This is a genomic window from Streptomyces sp. NPDC053431, from assembly GCF_044544925.1.
Taxonomy (GTDB): domain Bacteria; phylum Actinomycetota; class Actinomycetes; order Streptomycetales; family Streptomycetaceae; genus Streptomyces.
This window is the reverse complement of record NZ_JBITXX010000006.1, coordinates 297,440-312,795: the sequence shown is the minus strand read 5'-3', so window position 1 is coordinate 312,795 and position 15,356 is coordinate 297,440. Positions and strand designations below refer to the sequence as shown.

General features: G+C 73.3%; 13 protein-coding genes and 1 pseudogene. 5 read left to right on the top strand and 9 right to left on the bottom strand.

What is annotated here, in order from left to right:
• Positions 1-277: 277 nt before the first annotated feature.
• The 6 genes from ACIGXE_RS17955 to ACIGXE_RS17930 all read right to left on the bottom strand — a co-directional run bounded on the left by ACIGXE_RS17955 (position 278) and on the right by ACIGXE_RS17930 (position 5,923).
• Positions 278-1,486 (bottom strand): serine hydrolase domain-containing protein, encoded by a 1,209-nt coding sequence (locus tag ACIGXE_RS17955; RefSeq protein ID WP_399748353.1) that lies wholly within the window; start codon positions 1,484-1,486, stop codon positions 278-280.
• Between the two features lie 227 nt (positions 1,487-1,713).
• Complete coding sequence (locus ACIGXE_RS17950; RefSeq protein ID WP_399748351.1) at positions 1,714-2,142, bottom strand: VOC family protein; 429 nt, start codon at positions 2,140-2,142, stop codon at positions 1,714-1,716.
• Between the two features lie 155 nt (positions 2,143-2,297).
• Positions 2,298-2,864, bottom strand: coding sequence for a GNAT family N-acetyltransferase (locus ACIGXE_RS17945; protein ID WP_399748349.1), 567 nt, complete (start codon positions 2,862-2,864; stop codon positions 2,298-2,300).
• A gap of 53 nt (positions 2,865-2,917) precedes the next feature.
• Complete coding sequence (locus ACIGXE_RS17940; RefSeq protein WP_399748347.1) at positions 2,918-3,856, bottom strand: MerR family transcriptional regulator; 939 nt, start codon at positions 3,854-3,856, stop codon at positions 2,918-2,920.
• Positions 3,857-4,016: 160 nt separating this feature from the next.
• Positions 4,017-4,577: a nitroreductase family protein gene (locus ACIGXE_RS17935; RefSeq protein WP_399748345.1), complete on the bottom strand. Its 561-nt coding sequence runs from the start codon at positions 4,575-4,577 to the stop codon at positions 4,017-4,019.
• 122 nt (positions 4,578-4,699) lie between these two features.
• Positions 4,700-5,923, bottom strand: a complete 1,224-nt coding sequence (locus ACIGXE_RS17930) for a DUF4241 domain-containing protein (RefSeq protein ID WP_399748344.1) — start codon at positions 5,921-5,923, stop codon at positions 4,700-4,702.
• A 461-nt stretch (positions 5,924-6,384) separates the two neighbouring features.
• On the opposite strand from ACIGXE_RS17930, the gene ACIGXE_RS17925 reads away from it, so the two are divergent.
• Both ACIGXE_RS17925 and ACIGXE_RS17920 read left to right on the top strand, forming a co-directional pair.
• Positions 6,385-7,833, top strand: a complete 1,449-nt coding sequence (locus ACIGXE_RS17925; protein WP_399748342.1) for a multicopper oxidase family protein — start codon at positions 6,385-6,387, stop codon at positions 7,831-7,833.
• A 227-nt stretch (positions 7,834-8,060) separates the two neighbouring features.
• Positions 8,061-9,314 (top strand): cytochrome P450, encoded by a 1,254-nt coding sequence (locus tag ACIGXE_RS17920; protein ID WP_399748341.1) that lies wholly within the window; start codon positions 8,061-8,063, stop codon positions 9,312-9,314.
• A gap of 191 nt (positions 9,315-9,505) precedes the next feature.
• Here the strand turns inward: ACIGXE_RS17920 and ACIGXE_RS17915 are convergent, their stop codons facing one another.
• Positions 9,506-10,936, bottom strand: a complete 1,431-nt coding sequence (locus tag ACIGXE_RS17915; protein ID WP_399748339.1) for an MFS transporter — start codon at positions 10,934-10,936, stop codon at positions 9,506-9,508.
• Positions 10,937-11,138: 202 nt separating this feature from the next.
• Positions 11,139-12,109, bottom strand: a pseudogene (locus ACIGXE_RS17910) (adenosine kinase).
• 243 nt (positions 12,110-12,352) lie between these two features.
• Here ACIGXE_RS17910 and ACIGXE_RS17905 point away from each other — a divergent pair.
• The gene (locus tag ACIGXE_RS17905; RefSeq protein WP_399748337.1) at positions 12,353-13,567 is read left to right on the top strand and encodes an aromatic acid exporter family protein; all 1,215 of its coding nucleotides are present in this window, start codon (positions 12,353-12,355) and stop codon (positions 13,565-13,567) included.
• Between the two features lie 89 nt (positions 13,568-13,656).
• On the opposite strand, the gene ACIGXE_RS17900 is transcribed toward ACIGXE_RS17905, so the two are convergent.
• Positions 13,657-13,881 (bottom strand): DUF6458 family protein, encoded by a 225-nt coding sequence (locus tag ACIGXE_RS17900; protein WP_399748335.1) that lies wholly within the window; start codon positions 13,879-13,881, stop codon positions 13,657-13,659.
• A 175-nt stretch (positions 13,882-14,056) separates the two neighbouring features.
• On the opposite strand from ACIGXE_RS17900, the gene ACIGXE_RS17895 reads away from it, so the two are divergent.
• A complete protein-coding gene (locus tag ACIGXE_RS17895) occupies positions 14,057-14,296 on the top strand; it encodes a hypothetical protein (protein WP_399748333.1) in 240 nt (79 codons plus the stop codon).
• Positions 14,297-14,649: 353 nt separating this feature from the next.
• The gene (locus tag ACIGXE_RS17890) at positions 14,650-15,312 is read left to right on the top strand and encodes a hypothetical protein (protein ID WP_399748330.1); all 663 of its coding nucleotides are present in this window, start codon (positions 14,650-14,652) and stop codon (positions 15,310-15,312) included.
• Positions 15,313-15,356: the final 44 nt, after the last annotated feature.

The following is a 15,356-nucleotide window of genomic DNA, read 5'->3' as shown; positions in this document are numbered from 1 at the left end:
CGCCTGCGGCCGCCCGCCCGGCGCCCCGCCCGCCCGCCTCCTGGTCCCCGCTCCGGGGGGGGGGGGCCGGGGCCGGGGGCCCCCGCCCCCCCCCCCCCCCCCCCCCCGCCCCCCCCCCGGGGGGGCCCCCGACACTGTGCACCCGGCAGGTCCAGCGCCTTCTGTCGCCGTTCCACCACGGCGACCACCTCAGAGGGGCGCGGGTCCCTTCCGTGCGACTGGTGGCGTGCTGCCGACGGCTCGGAGACGCCGGCCGCTCAGCGACGTCGGCCCCGCCTCAGGGCCGCCCGTGGTCGAGCAGGGCGCAGACGAACTTCTCCTCGACCTCCCGCAGTCGGGCGAGCAGGGCCGGGTCGAGCGTGACCTGACTGGTCACGGTGACCGTGACGGTGCGCCGGCCGTCGGGGGTGGCGGCGGCGAACTGGGTGTAGCCAGGGGTGTTGCCGGTGTGGCCGAGGACCGTGCCGCACCGGGTGGCGTAACGGAACAGCGCGAGGCCGGCCGCGTTGGCGCCGGGACCGGCGGGTTCGGAGGCGCCGCCCGGCAGGAAGTCCCGCTGGGCACGGCGGGTGGCGGGTGACAGGAGCCGGGGTCCGGCGTAGCCGCCGATGAAGGCCGACAGGTCGGCCGGTGTCGAGACGATGCCGCCCGAGGCCCAGGCGCCGGACGCGCTGACCGCCTCGCTGACGTCCTCGGGCGGTTCGCCGGGCGCCGTGGCGTAGCCATGCAGGTACGGGCGGGGCAGGCGGTAGCCCTGGGGCAGGCTGGTGTCGCGAAGCCCGAGCGGCCGGTAGACCAGTTCGCGCAGCAGCGACTCGTACGGGCGCCCCGTGGCCTGTTCGGCCATCAAGGCGACCGCGATGTTGTCCGAGTTCGAGTAGCCGTAGCGGCTTCCGGGCGGAAACTCGAGATCCTCGCCGGCCACGAAGTCCAGCAGCCGACGGGAGTCGAAGTGGTGCCGGGGGTCGGCGCGGACGATGTCCTGGAACGCCTGGCTCTGGCTGTAGTCGGGCAGGCCGCTGGTGTGCTGCAGGAGCTGGCGGAGCGTCACCGCGTGCCAGGACGTCGGCAGGTGGGGCAGCCGGCGGCCGATCGTGTCGTCGAGGGCGAGGGCGCCCCGGTCCACCAGGCTGAGGGCCACGGCCCCGCTGAAGGCCTTGGCCGCGCTCGCGATGCGCATGTGGTCGCGGGGCCGGGGCGGCCGCCCGGTGCCGAGCTCGGCCGTGCCGGCCCGGTAGACCCGCCGCTTGCCGTCCCTGGTCAGCACGGCGATCGCCCCGGGCGGTCCGCCCGGGGCCGTCACCAGACCGGCCAGGGCGCGCTCAAGCCCCTCGTCATGGGGGCCATGACCTGAGGGCGGGGGTCCGTCTGCGGCGCCGGGCGCCGCCGACACACCGGTCAGCACGGCTCCGACCGCGAGGGCGGCCGCGACCGCCCGCCGGACAGCACGCCGGCCGGTACGGGCGGCAGGGGCGGATACAGGCACGTGTTGCCTCCTCAGGTGCGGCGACGGCGCCGTGGGCGCGCCAGGGGTCCGATGCCCCCAGCATCGGCCCCCTCCCCGGACGCCGCCGCTCCACCGCACGGTCCCTGGGCCATCCGGCCGAAGAGACGTCGCCCGGGCCTCGGCGGTGCTCGGTGCCGACCGCTGATGAGACCCGGGGGACGCCGACGGCCGAGACCGGCAGGAGAGGCCCGAGGACATCGACGTCCTCAGTCGATGCAGAACTCGTTGCCCTCGATGTCCTGCATCACGATGCACGAATCGTTGCCGTCGTACAGGAGTCGCACGCGCACGGCCCCGAGCGGGAGCAGCCGTGCGCATTCGGCCTCGAGCGTGGCCAGGCGCTCCTCCCCCACGAGCCCGGTACCGACTCGCACGCAGAGATGCAGCCGGTTCTTGACGACCTTTCCTTCGGGGACGCGCTGGAAGTACAGTCGCGGACCCACGCCCGAGGGATCGCTGCAGGCGAACCAGGAACCCCGGTCCTCAAGAGGCTGCGAGGCGTTGAAATCGTCCCAGGTGGCGAACCCTGCCGGCGGCGGGGGTGTCACGTATCCCAGCACCTCGCACCAGAAGCGGGCGAGGCGCTCCGGCTCCGCACAGTCGAAGGTGACCTGGAACTGCTTGATCGAGGACATCAGCGCACCCTACCAGGGGGCCCTGTTGCTCAATTCCCGCTGCTGATGCGCATGTTGGAGGGGCCTGAACGGCTCTTCTGCCCGCTTCGAGAAGGCCACCGTCTGGAGCGCCCCGCGGCCCCCGCGGATTGCGGAGTCTTGCCGGGAGGATTCCTTCAGGCGTCCCTGCGTCGTACGTGCAGATGTCCCTCGCGGGGAAAGGCGGGCGGCGCCGCGGGCAGGACCGAGTCGAGGCCGAAGCGGCTCTTGTGCGCCACGCGGCACGAGGCCGGGTTGTCCACCTGGTGCAGGAGTTCCAGACGCTGGAGCGTGCCGGCCCCCACGACGTCGAAGGCCCAGCCGGTGAGCGCCTCCACAGCGCGCGGCGCCACGCCACGCCCGCGGGCATGCGCCGCGGTCCAGTAGCCGACCTCGGCGGACGGTTTGCCGGGGGCCACCTCCTTGAGGACCACGTGGCCCGCCAACGGCCCGTGGGGCCGGTCCGGTTGCGCTTCGAGGACGGCGAAACCGAACCGGTCCCCAGCTGCCCAGCCTCGCTCCTGGCCCTCCACCCACCTCAGGGCATCGCCCTCGTTCTCCACGGCCGAGCTGGTCCAGCGGCGCAGTACGGGATCACGGAACACCTCGACGAGGGCCTCGGCGTCCTCCCTGCCCCAGGGACGAAGGAGGAGGGCGGGAGCGGATGGTGTCGCGTGCGCCTGCAAGACGGTGGTGTCGTTCACCTGCCGATCGTATGGGGCCGTGAGCCGCCCCGACGCGGCGAGTCGCCGGCCCACTACCGTTCCATTCGGAGGCGCACGGCCTCGATGGACCATGCGAACGCCGGCACCAGGCTCTCCGGAGCGGGCCAGCCGTTGATCACGGCGAGCAGCTGGAGGTGCCGCTCCCGGCGGGGGTCGCTCACGGTCTCCAGCCGGGCCAGCAGCAGGCGGCGCAGTTCGGCGTCGTCGGGGCGGCCGAGGAGGTGGGCGTAGTGTGCCGCGAGGGCCGTCACGATGGAATCGGCCTGGTGCGAGGCCGGGGTGGTGCCCGCCGCCAGGGCGGGGCCGACCAGGTCCCGGACGACCGCGCCGAGGTCGCGGCGCAGGCCCACGGTGCCGCCTTGGGCCCGTTCGGCCGCATGGCCCTCGACCATGCGCCGCACGCCGGCGCGGAAGTCCGGGTCCATGGCCAGTTCGGCCCACTCCACCCACGCCCGGGCCTGCTCCGCGTCGGGGCTGTCGGGTACCTCGGGGGTCATCGAGCGCCTGGCCCCCGCGAACGCGGTGTCGTGGTCGACACCGCCGAAGGCGGCGTCGAGGAAGTCCCCGATCAGGCGTCGGCGTTCGTCATCGGAGAGCTGGGCGAGCTTGTGCATGAGATCCGTCTCCTCGGCAGTGAGCCCGCGCTCGGCCACCGCCGTCAGCACCGCATGCCGCAGGCGCAGCACGCGGATCTGCACGGCCAGGGCTTCGGCGTGCGTCGCGGCGACCTCGGGAAGCGGGAGTTCCCGGTCCACGACCCTGCGGATCGTGGACAGGTCCACTCCGAGCTCCCGCAGGGTCCGCACGAGATCCAGGCGCGCGACGGCGTCGATGTCGTAGAGGCGGTAGCCGGCCGGGCTGCGGTCCGTCGGCGTCACGATCCCGCGATCGGAGTAGAACCGGATGGTCTTGACCGTCAGGCCGGTCCGCCGGGCCAGTTCGCCGATCGGGTAGAGCGTGTCGCCGTCCATGCCCCCACCTTGACGTCTCCCCCTGGGGGAGACGCAAGCCCGTCCCCCGCCGACGCCCGATCGCTCCACGCGGCTCGGCGAAGCCTCGGTGCCGTACGGGAGTGCCCTGGGTCGACGCCGTCGAGCGTCGCGGCCTCGCGCCGGCCGGCCGGGGGCTGCGTCACACCGACAGCGACCAGGGTGCGGACAGCAGATCGGCGATGCTGCGGCGGTCCCGGGTCTCCGAGGGCTCTCCGGCCGCCTTTCCCAGCGCGATCATGGAGACGATCGCCCATCCCGGGGCAGGGCGCAGTTCCTCGGTCAGGCCTTCCAGGTCGAAGGCTCGGAACTGGTGGGCGGCCAGGCCCATCGCCTGTGCCTGGACGGTCATGTGGGCGACGGCCTGGCCGAGGTCGTAGTCGGCGAACTCGGAGTAGAGCAGCTCCGTGTCGCCGACGTAGCGGTGCGCCAACGTGACGACGAGCAGCCCCGCGTTCGTCGCCCACCGGGCCGAGCTGGGCGCGAGGTGGCGGACCACCCGCTCGTGCTCCGGTTCACCCGGCCGACCCGTGAAAAAGCCCCAGGGCTGGGAGTTGCCTGCGGACGGTGCCCACCGCGCGGCTTCCAACAGCAAGCCCACGGTGTGGTCGTCCACGGCGGCCGACGGGTCGAACTGCTGGGGGCTGAACCGTTCCGCCAGCAGAGGGTGGATGCTGCGCGTCAGCTCTGGGTCACGTTGCATGCCCCGCTGCAACCGCCCGCCCCACCGCCGTATTCCGGACGCTCTTTCGTGGGCTCCGCGGCCTTCGCTGCTGCGGCAGCGGCCTCGGGGCTGACATGTCGTCCGGCGGGAGGGCGGCTGATTCACGACGGTGCCGGTTCCGCCCCGTCCGCGCCGTCCTCCGGGAGCACCGTCGGCATCCCGGCCACGATCACCACCACCTCGACGACCTCCCCGTCCACGGAGCGCCCTGTCCACACGGGGTACGTGCCGTCGCTTGTCGTCGCGAAGGCGACCAGCTCGCCGCCGGAGACCTGGTCCCGCGTGCGCAGCAGGTACATGGAGTCGGGGATGTCCTCGCCGGCCCCCGGCTCCCCCTTGATCAGATGCCGCTCGTAGAGCTGCCGGAGGAAGTCCCAGGCCCCGGCGTCGGCGAAGCATCCGGTCGCGCCGTCCGTGTCGAAGCCGAAGATCTCGTCCTCGACGAGCAGCCTGGGGTCGTCGTCCGGCCCGCGGCTCATCTCCCACGACGCGGCCGGAGTCCGGCCGATGCGCACCCGGACCGCCGTGGTGTCCGTACGGGTGACCCACTTCTGGCTCCACTCGCAGTCGTAGCCGAAGCGGACCCGTGCCTCCTCGAGTACGTACTCTCCCGGCGGTACGGGGACCGTGATGGCGGGGCCTTCGTCGGAGAAGGTGTCCGGTCCGGATATCGCCAGGAGGCCGCTCGGCACGCGCAGGGTTCCGGTTCGGCGCGGGTCCACGACGGTCATCTCGGGGTGGTATCCGTCCGTGACACGCGTCCCGGGTCGAAACAGCGCGTCGATCGGCCCGGGCCGCGCGGGGCGCGGCGGTCGCCAGCAGGTGGCAGGGGTCGTCCGGTCCGTGCCCGAGGCGAGGGCCGCCGGCCGGAGCACCACCGGCTCCGGCAGCCCGCGCCGGACGGCGGCGAACACCGGCCAGTCCTCGAACCGGGGGCGGTCGCGCCAACGTTGTACGTCGGCGCCGGGCACCGTGACGAGTCTCCGCCCGTGGGCGCCCTGCGGCTCCTGGGAGCACGAGCCCTTGCCGTCCGGAAACAGCTCCGTGGTGAAGCGCGGGCAGTCCTCGGCGAACTCCGCCATCTGCGGGCCCGTGTACCGCCACGCGCGGGTACGCCGGCTGAGCAGCCGGCTCCGGTCGTCCAGCAGCCGCAGGTCCAGCTCCTCGGTGCGGCGACCGTGGTCGTCGTAGACCCACACACCGACGTAATGGTCCTGCCAGGAGACCAGCCGGACCTCCAGCGGGTTCTCGCGGCCGGGCAGCCGGTACACCGCGACGTACGGCAGCCCGGCGGCGTCCCGCTCCCGCGCCGCCTCGGTGGTCAAGGGTCGCCACGGTGCGCACGCCTGAAGGTCCCACGCCTGCGCGTACGCCACCTCGACGACCGTCCCCGGTTGCCTCTCCCCGCCCATGCCCCACCGTCCGCTCCGTCCGATCCCGACGCACACGGTAGAGGTCGCCACTGACAACGCGGGCCGGTGCGGAGACGGACGCGGGGTCAGGGACGTTCGAGTCCCACAGTCGTGCTCATTGGGGGGCGGCGGACCCCGCGTCTCCGGCCGTCACCCGGGTGGCGCTGTCACCGCCTCCGCTCGCGCCCGACACCGGGCGGTCACGGTGCCCAGGGAAATCGGCCGACCACCGGCCGACCTGCGAGGACGTGCGCGCTCCCAGGGGCCGTTCACCTCGTGTGCACTCGCCTGCGCCGTGCGTTAGACCTGGATCAGCGGGTGTCCGCCCGCGCCGGAAGCACGGCGTCACGTGCCGCCCCTCCAGGAGGAAGTGGATGATCACTCGTCGCAGTGTGCTCGGCGGGTCTCTCGCCGCAGCGGGCCTGCCGCTCCTCGTCCCCGGCTCCCTCGCCAGGGCGCGGGCACGCGCGGCGGAGGCTCCGTCCCCGGTCGGTCGTGCCGAGCCGTTCACGGTGCCCATGCCGGTCCCGTCCGTGCTGAGCCCCGTCTCCTCCACGGGCGGCGTGGACTACTACGAGGTGGGTATCCGCAAGGCGACCGCCGAGATCCTGCCCGGCATCGCCACCGACGTCCTCACCTACGACGGCCAGTTCCCGGGCCCTGTCATCCGCGCCTTCTCCGGGCGCCGGCTGGTCGTCCGCCACCACAACGATCTCGACATGCCCGTCGCCGTTCACCTGCACGGCGGGAGCGTCACGCGGGATTCCGACGGCAATCCGATGGACGTCTTCGACCCCGGCACGTCCCGGACCTACACGTACGAGAACCGGCAGCCTCACGCCTCGCTCTGGTACCACGACCACGCCCACCACATGGAGTCCGAGCACGTCTACCGCGGGCTCTCCGGCGCGTATCTCCTCACCGACTCCCTGGAGCAGGGTCTGCCGCTGCCGAAGGGTCGGTACGACGTACCCATCACCATCCGCGACGCCCGCTTCGACGACCAGGGGCAGCTGGTGTACGCCATGAGCGACCGGAACCGCACGACCATCCTCGCCAACGGCAAGGTGGCCCCGTACTTCGAGGTCGCGGCCCGCAAGTACCGCTTCCGCCTGCTCAACGGCTCCAACCTGCGCATCTTCTCGCTGCGCCTGTCCGACGGCACCCCGCTCACCCAGATAGCCTCCGACGGCGGTCTGCTGGAGCGCCCCGTCACCGTGCCCGTCCTCCGCCTCTCGCCCGGCGAACGCGCCGACGTGGTCATCGACTTCTCCGCCTTTCCCGTGGGCACCCGACTCGTGCTCCGCAACTCCGGCCCCGGCCGGCCCGACCTGGTCGGCACCGTGCTCCGTTTCGACGTCGTGCGCACCGCCGACGATCCCAGCTCCGTGCCCGCCGTGCTGCGTTCGTTGCCCGCGGCGAACGAGCTGCCCACCACCGCCGTCACCCGCGAGATCGTGCTGAACATGGACGAGGACGGGCGCCCCGACCCCCGCGGCTTCGTCAACGGCCAGCTGTTCGACCCCGAGCGCATCGACACCACCGCGACCTTCGGGACGTCAGAGATCTGGAACGTCACCAACGCGAACAGGCGCACCCTCCACAACTTCCACCTGCACCTGGTCCAGTTCCGCGTGCTCGAACGCGACGGGGTGCCCGCCGGCCCCACCGAGGCGGGCCTGAAGGACACGGTGCGGGTGGCGCCGGGCGAGACCGTGAAGCTGCACGTCACGTTCGACAGCTACCGCGGCGACTACGTGTACCACTGCCACATGCTCGACCACTCCGCGATGGGGATGATGGCCACCCTACGGGTCCGGTGATCCCCGACCTGGTGCACGAGGGGAGACGAAGGGCGGGCGAACGGCCGGGCGGACGGCCGGGCGGACGGCCGGCCGTCGACGCGTGGACGTACCAGGCGACCGAGCAGGGGCCTGGTACGGGTGCTCCCGGGCCCCTGCGGGAGCGTCGGGCGGGGAGGGGCTTGTACAACCGGTCTCCGAAGCCGCACTGTTGGCCCGTATTCGTTCATACGGTCAGGAGACCCGGCTTGTCCTCGCATTCCTCCACGTCCGCCCATGTCGTCGACCCCGTCGGCGGCTGCCCGCACGCCCTGAACGCCGATCTGCGGGCCCGGGGGCCCGTAGCGGACGTCGTGCTGCCCGGCGGGGTGCCCGCGGCGGTCGTCCTCGGGCACGACGCGCTCAAGGAGTTCCTCTCCCACCCCGACGTGGCCAAGGACGCCCGCCACTGCCCGGCCCTGACCGACGGCACGATCCCCGCGGACTGGCCGCTCCGGGTCTTCGCCAACGCCCAGGGCATGCACACCGCCGACGGCGCCGACCACCGCCGGCTGCGCTCCCTCGTCGGCAACGCCTTCACCGCCCGCCAGGTGGAGCGACTGCGGCCGCGCATCGAGGAGTTGACGGCGGGCCTCCTCGACGACCTCGGCCGGGCCGCCGCCGAGGACCCGGACGGCGTCGCGGACCTGCGCACGCACTTCGCGCTCCCGCTCCCTATGAGCGTCATCTGCGAGCTGCTCGGCGTGGACCGCGAGCACCGCGGCCGGCTGCACGACCTCACGTACACCGTGGTCATCGCCACCGACACCACGCCGGCGGAGGTCATGGCCGCCGTACGCGAGCTCGTGGAGCTGCTCGGCACGATCGCGGCCGCGCGCCGGGCCGCCCCCGGCGACGACCTGACCAGTGCCCTGATAGCCGCCCGCGAGGACGACGGCGACCGGCTCAGCGAAGCCGAACTCATCGGCACGATGCGCCTGATGCTGGTGGCCGGGCACGAGACCACCCTCAACCTGATCAGCAACGCCGTACGAGCCCTGTGCACCCACCGCGACCAGCTGGCGCTGGTCCTGGAGGGCAAGGCCACCTGGTCGGACGTCGTGGACGAGACGCTGCGCTGGGACGGGCCGGTCAGCTGGTTCCCCTTCCGCTACCCGACCCGCGACCTGGCGCTCGGCGGCACGGTGATCCCGCAGGGCACCCCCGTCCTCGCCGGCTACACCGCCGCCGGGCGTGACGAGTCCTTCCACGGCCCGGACGCCGACCGCTTCGACGTCACCCGGCCCGGCGCCGCCCGGCACCTCTCCTTCGGGCACGGCGTGCACTACTGCGTGGGCGCCCCGCTCGCCCGCCTCGAGGCCACGATCGCCCTCGAACGGCTCTTCACCCGCTTCCCGGACCTCGACCTCGCCGTACCGGAGGCCGAACTGCCCCGCCAGCGCAGCTTCATCGGCAACAGCGTCGAAGCCCTTCCGGTGCGCCTGGGGCACGCGGCGAACTAGGGGCGCCGGAGCACGGGGAACGCGGGGCACTTGGCGAACGCGGGGCGCTCGGTGGAACGCGGGCACTCTGCGAACGCGGGGCGCTCGAGGGGTGCGGGAACTCGGCGCGTCCAGCCGACCGGCGCTGAGCCGAGCCAAGCCAAGCCGAGCCGAGCCGAGCCGAGCCGAGCCGAGCCGCCGGAGCGTCGTCCTCAAGGGGAGGCGCCGGTCGCGGCCGTGCGTCCGGATGGGACGGAGTACCGGGCCACGGCGGCGGCGGTGAGGTAGGCGAGGGCGCCGGCGGCCATGCTGACGCGAAGGCCGGCGCTGTGGCCGGCCGTGGCGAGGAGGCTGCCGCCCAGGGCGACTCCGGCGGCGCTGCCGATCTGCCGGGTGGTGTTGAACACGGCGGAGGCAGCACCCGCGTAAGCGGGCGGGGCGGCGCTCATGACGGTGACGGTCGTGCCGGTGAGCGCGAAGGAGGTGCCGAAGCCCGCTGCCGTCATGAAGAGGGCGAGCAACACGTAGGCGGTGTCGGTGCCGGCGACGGCCCACCCGGCGAGGCCCAGGGCGGCCAGCAGCATGCCGGAGACGACCAGGGGGCGGTGGCCGGTGCGGGAGGAGAGCCGGCCGGACAGGACGGAGGCGAACATCGTCACCGCCACGGCCGGAAAGAGCGCCAGCCCCGTCTCCAGGGCGCCGAAGCCCCGTTGCTGCTGGAACTGCAGGCTGGCGGTGAACACCATGCCGTAGAACGCGAAGTTGAAGAGCAGGCCGACGAGGGCGCCGCCGGCCATGGGCCGTGAGCGCAGCAGTGCGGGCGGGAGGGCGGGCGAGCGGGCCAGCCGTTCGCGCAGCCCGAAGGCCGCAGCGGCGAGCGCGGCCAGCGCCAGCCCGGCGATGACGGCCGGATCGGACCAGCCCCGTCGGCCGGCCTCGTTCAGCGCCCCCGTCAGCAGGGCGACACCGGCCACGACCGCGCACTGCGCCGGCCAGTCGATCGCCCGGTCGGGGTGCCGGGGCGAGGCGGCGACGTACCGCAGGGTCAGGATCAGGCAGGCAGCGCCGACCGGCAGGTTGATGACGAACACCCACCGCCAGCCCGCGGTGGAGACGAGCAGCCCGCCCAGCAGCGGCCCGGCCGAGGCGGCGACGCCGGCCATCGCGCCCCACAGCCCGATGGCCCGGGAGCGGGCGGCCGGTGCCGGGTGGGTCTGCTGCAGCAGTGCGAGGGAGCCGGGCACGATCAGCGCCGCTCCGAGGCCCTCCACGAGCCGCGCGGCCACCAGGACAGGTGCGTCGGGGGCCAGCGCGCAGACGGCGGAGGCGAGGGTGAAGACGACGACGCCCCAGCAGAAGATCCGGCGGTTGCCGAGGCGGTCGCCGAGCGCGCCGCCGGTCAGCAGGAACCCGGCGAAGACCAGGGTGTAGCCGTCGGTGATCCACTGGATGCCGGTGAGCGAGGCGGACAGCTCGCGGCCGATCACCGGCACGGCGACGTTGAGGACGGTGACGTCCAGGATCACCATGAAGTACCCGGCGCACACGGCCAGCAGCGGCGCCCAGGCCGGGCGGCCGTCCGCGGGTCCCGGTCGCTCCGGCGGCGGGGACTGCGGGTCGCCCGCCGACTCGCCGAACTCCACGGCCCAGGCTCCTCTCCGTCCGCGGGGGCGTCACGTCAAGGGGCACAGTAGGCCGCGCGGGCGTCCCCCGCGGGGAGCCGCCCGGCGCGACCGGGTGGTTTCGGCGATCGGGCGGTTTCGGCGACCGGGTGGTTTCGGCGACCGGTTGGGCCTCGTCCCACGGACTGCCACGCCCAGGTGCTCGGCGGGCGTCGCGCACGCGTCAGTGACCGCGACCACCCGCCGCGCCGCCCAGCCGGGCCACCTCGGCCAGGAGTGCCTCCCGCCCGATGGCGTCGGCGCGGGTCGAGGGCACGGTGCAGGCGTACGCGCCGGCCACGGCGCCGTGCAGGGCGCAGGTGCGGACGGGCGCGCCGGAGAGCCAGGCGTGCAGGAATCCGGCGACGAACGCGTCTCCGGCGCCGTTGCTGTCGACGACCGGAGCGGACGGTGTGACGGCGGGGATGTGCACGAGTTCGGCGTCGGGACCGGTGAGCAGGTGGGCGCCGGCGGCGCCGGACGTCCCGACGACGGCGGAGGCGCGACCGCGTGCGGCGATGTCCCGCAGGGTGCGCTCGGGGTCGTCGAGGGCGGTGGTGGACAGGAACACGAGGTCGGCGGCGAGCGCGAACGGCTCGTGGTACGCGGCGCGCCCGTCCCAGTCGTGCAGGTCGGTCGAGATCGTGACGCCCGCCTCGCGCAGCGCGGGCAGGGCGTGGGCGCAGGGCTGGGTGAGCGACACGTGCGCGTGCGCGCTGCGGGCGGCGAGCGCCTTGACGGTGCGCGGGGGCAGCCGGTCGTCGTCGTGGCCGCGGGTGGCGTCGTACAGGGACAGTCTGCGGCCGTCGGGCCCGACGAGGTTCACGGCCCGCTTTGTCCGGCGGGTTGGCGTACCTCGGTCAGCGGGATGCCCTGGTCCCGGTGGAAGGCGCGCACGAGGTCGCCCTCGGGGTCGGAGCCGACCATGTCGAGGTGATGGGTGCGCAGCCCGAGCCGGTGCAGCCCGAGGGCGACGAAGTCCCCGGTCTGCCCGGCCCGCGTCTCGATCCCGGGCCGGACCATGTGGCTGTCGGCGTACGGCAGGGGCAGTTCGGGGACGTACACGATGGTGTCGACTCCGGCGCCGCCGAGGACGAGGACGTCGATGTCGGTGTCGGCGCCGGCGTCGGCGTCGGCGTCGGCGTCGGCGTCGATGTCGGTGTCGGTGTCGGTGTCGGCCCAGGCGTCGGCGTCGACGTCGGCGTGCGGGTCGACGCCGGCGTACGGGTCGAAGGAGCCGTCGCTGCCGAGTGCGTCGTCGCCGGCGGGTGCGCTGTCGCTGCTGCTCATGCGGGGCAGTCAAACAGCGGACGTCGCGCCCTTGCAAGATCCTTCACCACCATTCTGCAAGAGTGGGCCCGGTGTGTGGACTTCCGTCCGCAGGGCAGGAGGCACCAGGTGAGACAGTTCAGCGGACCGACCGCCCGGTACGCCGACCTGGCGAGGCGGCTGCGTCATGATCCGTTCGTCGTGCAGACGCTGCGGGCCACGGCGGCGGCGACCCTCTCGTACGTCGCCGCGCTCTGGCTGAGCAGCGAGCCGGCTCCCCTGACGGCACCGCTGACCGCGCTGCTCGTCGTGCAGGTCACGCTCTACTCGACGCTCACCACGAGTCTGCGCCGGGTCAACTCCGTCGTCGTCGGCGTCCTCATCGCGATCGCGTTCAGTGTCATGGTCGGCCTGTCGTGGTGGAGCCTCGCGCTGGTCATCCTGGCCTCACTCGTGGTCGGGCGGTTCGTGAAGGTGGAGGAGTTCATTCCCGAGGTCGCCATCAGCGCGATGCTGGTGCTCGGGGTGACCCAGGTCGCCCACACCGCCTGGGACCGGGTCCTGGAGACCCTGATCGGCGCCGTCGTCGGACTGCTCTTCAATCTGTTGCTCGCCCCGCCCGTCTGGGTGGACACGGCGGGCGACTCGATCGAGGACCTGGCGCGACGGATGCGCAGGCTGTTGCTCGACGTGGCGGAGGAGTTCGCCGGGGCTCCCCCGGTGGAGCGGGCGGCGGCCCGGCTGCACGAGGCGCGGCGGCTCGACAACGACGTGGCGGAGGTGGACGCGGCGCTGCGTACGGCCGAGGACAGTCTGCGGTTCAACCCGCGCGTGAAGGAGGGCCTGCTGCACCGCATCGTGCTCCGCACCGGGCTCGACACACTGGAGATCTGCGCGGTCGTCCTGCGCGTCCTCGCCCGCAGCGTCACCGACCTGGCGAAGGCCCGTGCCGGCGAGGACCTGCTGCCGCACTCGACCGCGCTCGTGCTCCAGGAGACGGCCCAGCACACCGCCGACTCCTTCGTCAGTTACGCCGTCCTCGTGACGGCGCCGGACAGCGAGGCCGCCGAGGCGGCCGAGACGCGGCTCGCGGGCGAGCTGCGCGCCGCCCGCGCGTGCCGGGCGCACGCCGCCGAACTGCTCCTGGCCAGTGCCCTGCGGGAGCCCGGCCACTGGCAGCTCTACGGGGCCCTGCTCGCCGAGTTCGACCGCGTCCTCGACGAACTCGACCCCGAACACCGGGGCCTGCGTCTCATGGAGGAACTCGACCGCCACACGCGCGAACGACGCGAGCGGCGACGCCGCCTGTCCCGGGCTACCAGGCGCGCTCAAGCGGAGCGCTGACCCCGCACGGACCGCCGACGAGCACGCGCCGTACCCGGCGCGGCAGCCCTCTCACCACCCGGCCGTCCTCTTGGTACCCGGCCGGCGTCTCAGTGCAGGTCCCGTCGCTCGTCGTCGGTCACCGTCGGGGCGACCGGGGGAACGACCATCCTGCGGCGGCGCAGGATGCTCGTGTACACGGCCGTTCCGATGATCCCGACGGCCATGAGGATCAGCCCGACGAGGTCGAGATCGACCCCGTCTAGCTGCCAGTCGGTGGCGAAGGTAAGGATGGCTCCGACGGCGATCAGGATGATGCAGGCTCCCAGACCCATGGTTCCTCCCTCATCGGGTGGGATGTGACCCGCGTACCCCGGTCTGCGGCTCGTACCCGCCGACGGCGACGGGAAGGCGGGACGCCAAGTCCCTTCAGGCCCTCGATGTCAGCGGTGCGCCCCGGGCCAGGCCGGCGCGCCACCGTCCACCGGCGCTTCGAAGTACCTTATGGCCGTGTCCCAAGAACCGCGCAGCCGTGAAGAACTGGCCACGTTCCTCCGCGACCTCCACCAGGAGTTCCGTGCGCGTGGCCACGAGTGGGAGAACAACACCTTGGACCACTTCCTTGCGGCACTCGCAGCGTGGGTCGACGACTCCCCTGGTGCGTACCGCAACAGGGAAGAGCAGATGCCACCCAACGGGGACTGGGCCTTCATGGCCCGGGCCCTCGGGGCAGCCGCGGCCTACGAGTAGGGCGCCACCCGTCCCGGAGTTCCGGCCGGGACGGACGTCGAAGCCGACGGCCGGCCCTACTTGGACCCGGTCGTCGCCGGTGACACGCCGCCGACGTGCAGAGCCGTACCGCACGCCGTACCGTCGCAGTAACACCCCCATGGGTGCTTCTGTCGGCGGCCCCGCGTAATTCGCACGGCGCGGGGCCCGCCCAAGAGGCCGCCTCCTGTCGCCGAGTGACATTCGTCCGGGACGAGGGACAAGGGCGACGGACGACCGACGCGCCGGAGATACCGGGCCGCCCGTCCTCGGTGGCCGAGACGCCGCGGGTACGGTGCCGCGCATCCCGACGCGGCAGGGCCAGAATGGCTGCCGTGGCCGAAGACGAACCGAGGGGCGCGGCACCGCGTTCCTTCCTCGCGTGTGTGAAGGACGTGGCCCGGCTGATCGGTGTCGAGGACGTCGAGGACGTCGCCGCGAAGCCGGACGACAGGCGTGCCCGCCGGCTTGCCCATGCGGTGCGCAAGCCGCTGCTCGAACCTGGCGGATTGCCCGAGGAGTTGTTCGCCCCGTTGCTGGAGGCTGCCGTGTACGACCCGGATCCCAGCTTCTGCCGATGGTTCGTCGAGCCGGCGGTCTACGTGTTCGGGCGCCGCCGTGTGATGGCGGCGCTGGTCGAGTACCTGCGGCACGGGACGGACGCCGAGCGCGCGGGTGCCGTACGGGCCTGGTACTGCGCCCATGTGCCCGTGCGTCCGGATCGCTCACCGGCGTACGGGCCCGGTGGGGTGCGTGATCCCGCTCTGGACGAGTCACGGGACGTCAGGCACGCGTGGCTGGAGACCTCCATGCGGTTGTTCGCCGAGCTCACCGATCTGCCGATGCGCCCCCGTGTGCTCCTGAACCTGCCCACCTCCCGCGCGGCATACCCGCCTCACCTCTACCAGCTACGGGAAAGCACCCTCGCAACCGCCCGGGCCCACGCCGACCCCCACATCCGCAGCTGGGCCGCCGCGGCAGCCCGGGGCGAGGCCTGAGTCCGAAAGCCCACCCCGCCCCGCCGGCCCGGAGCCTGTCGCGG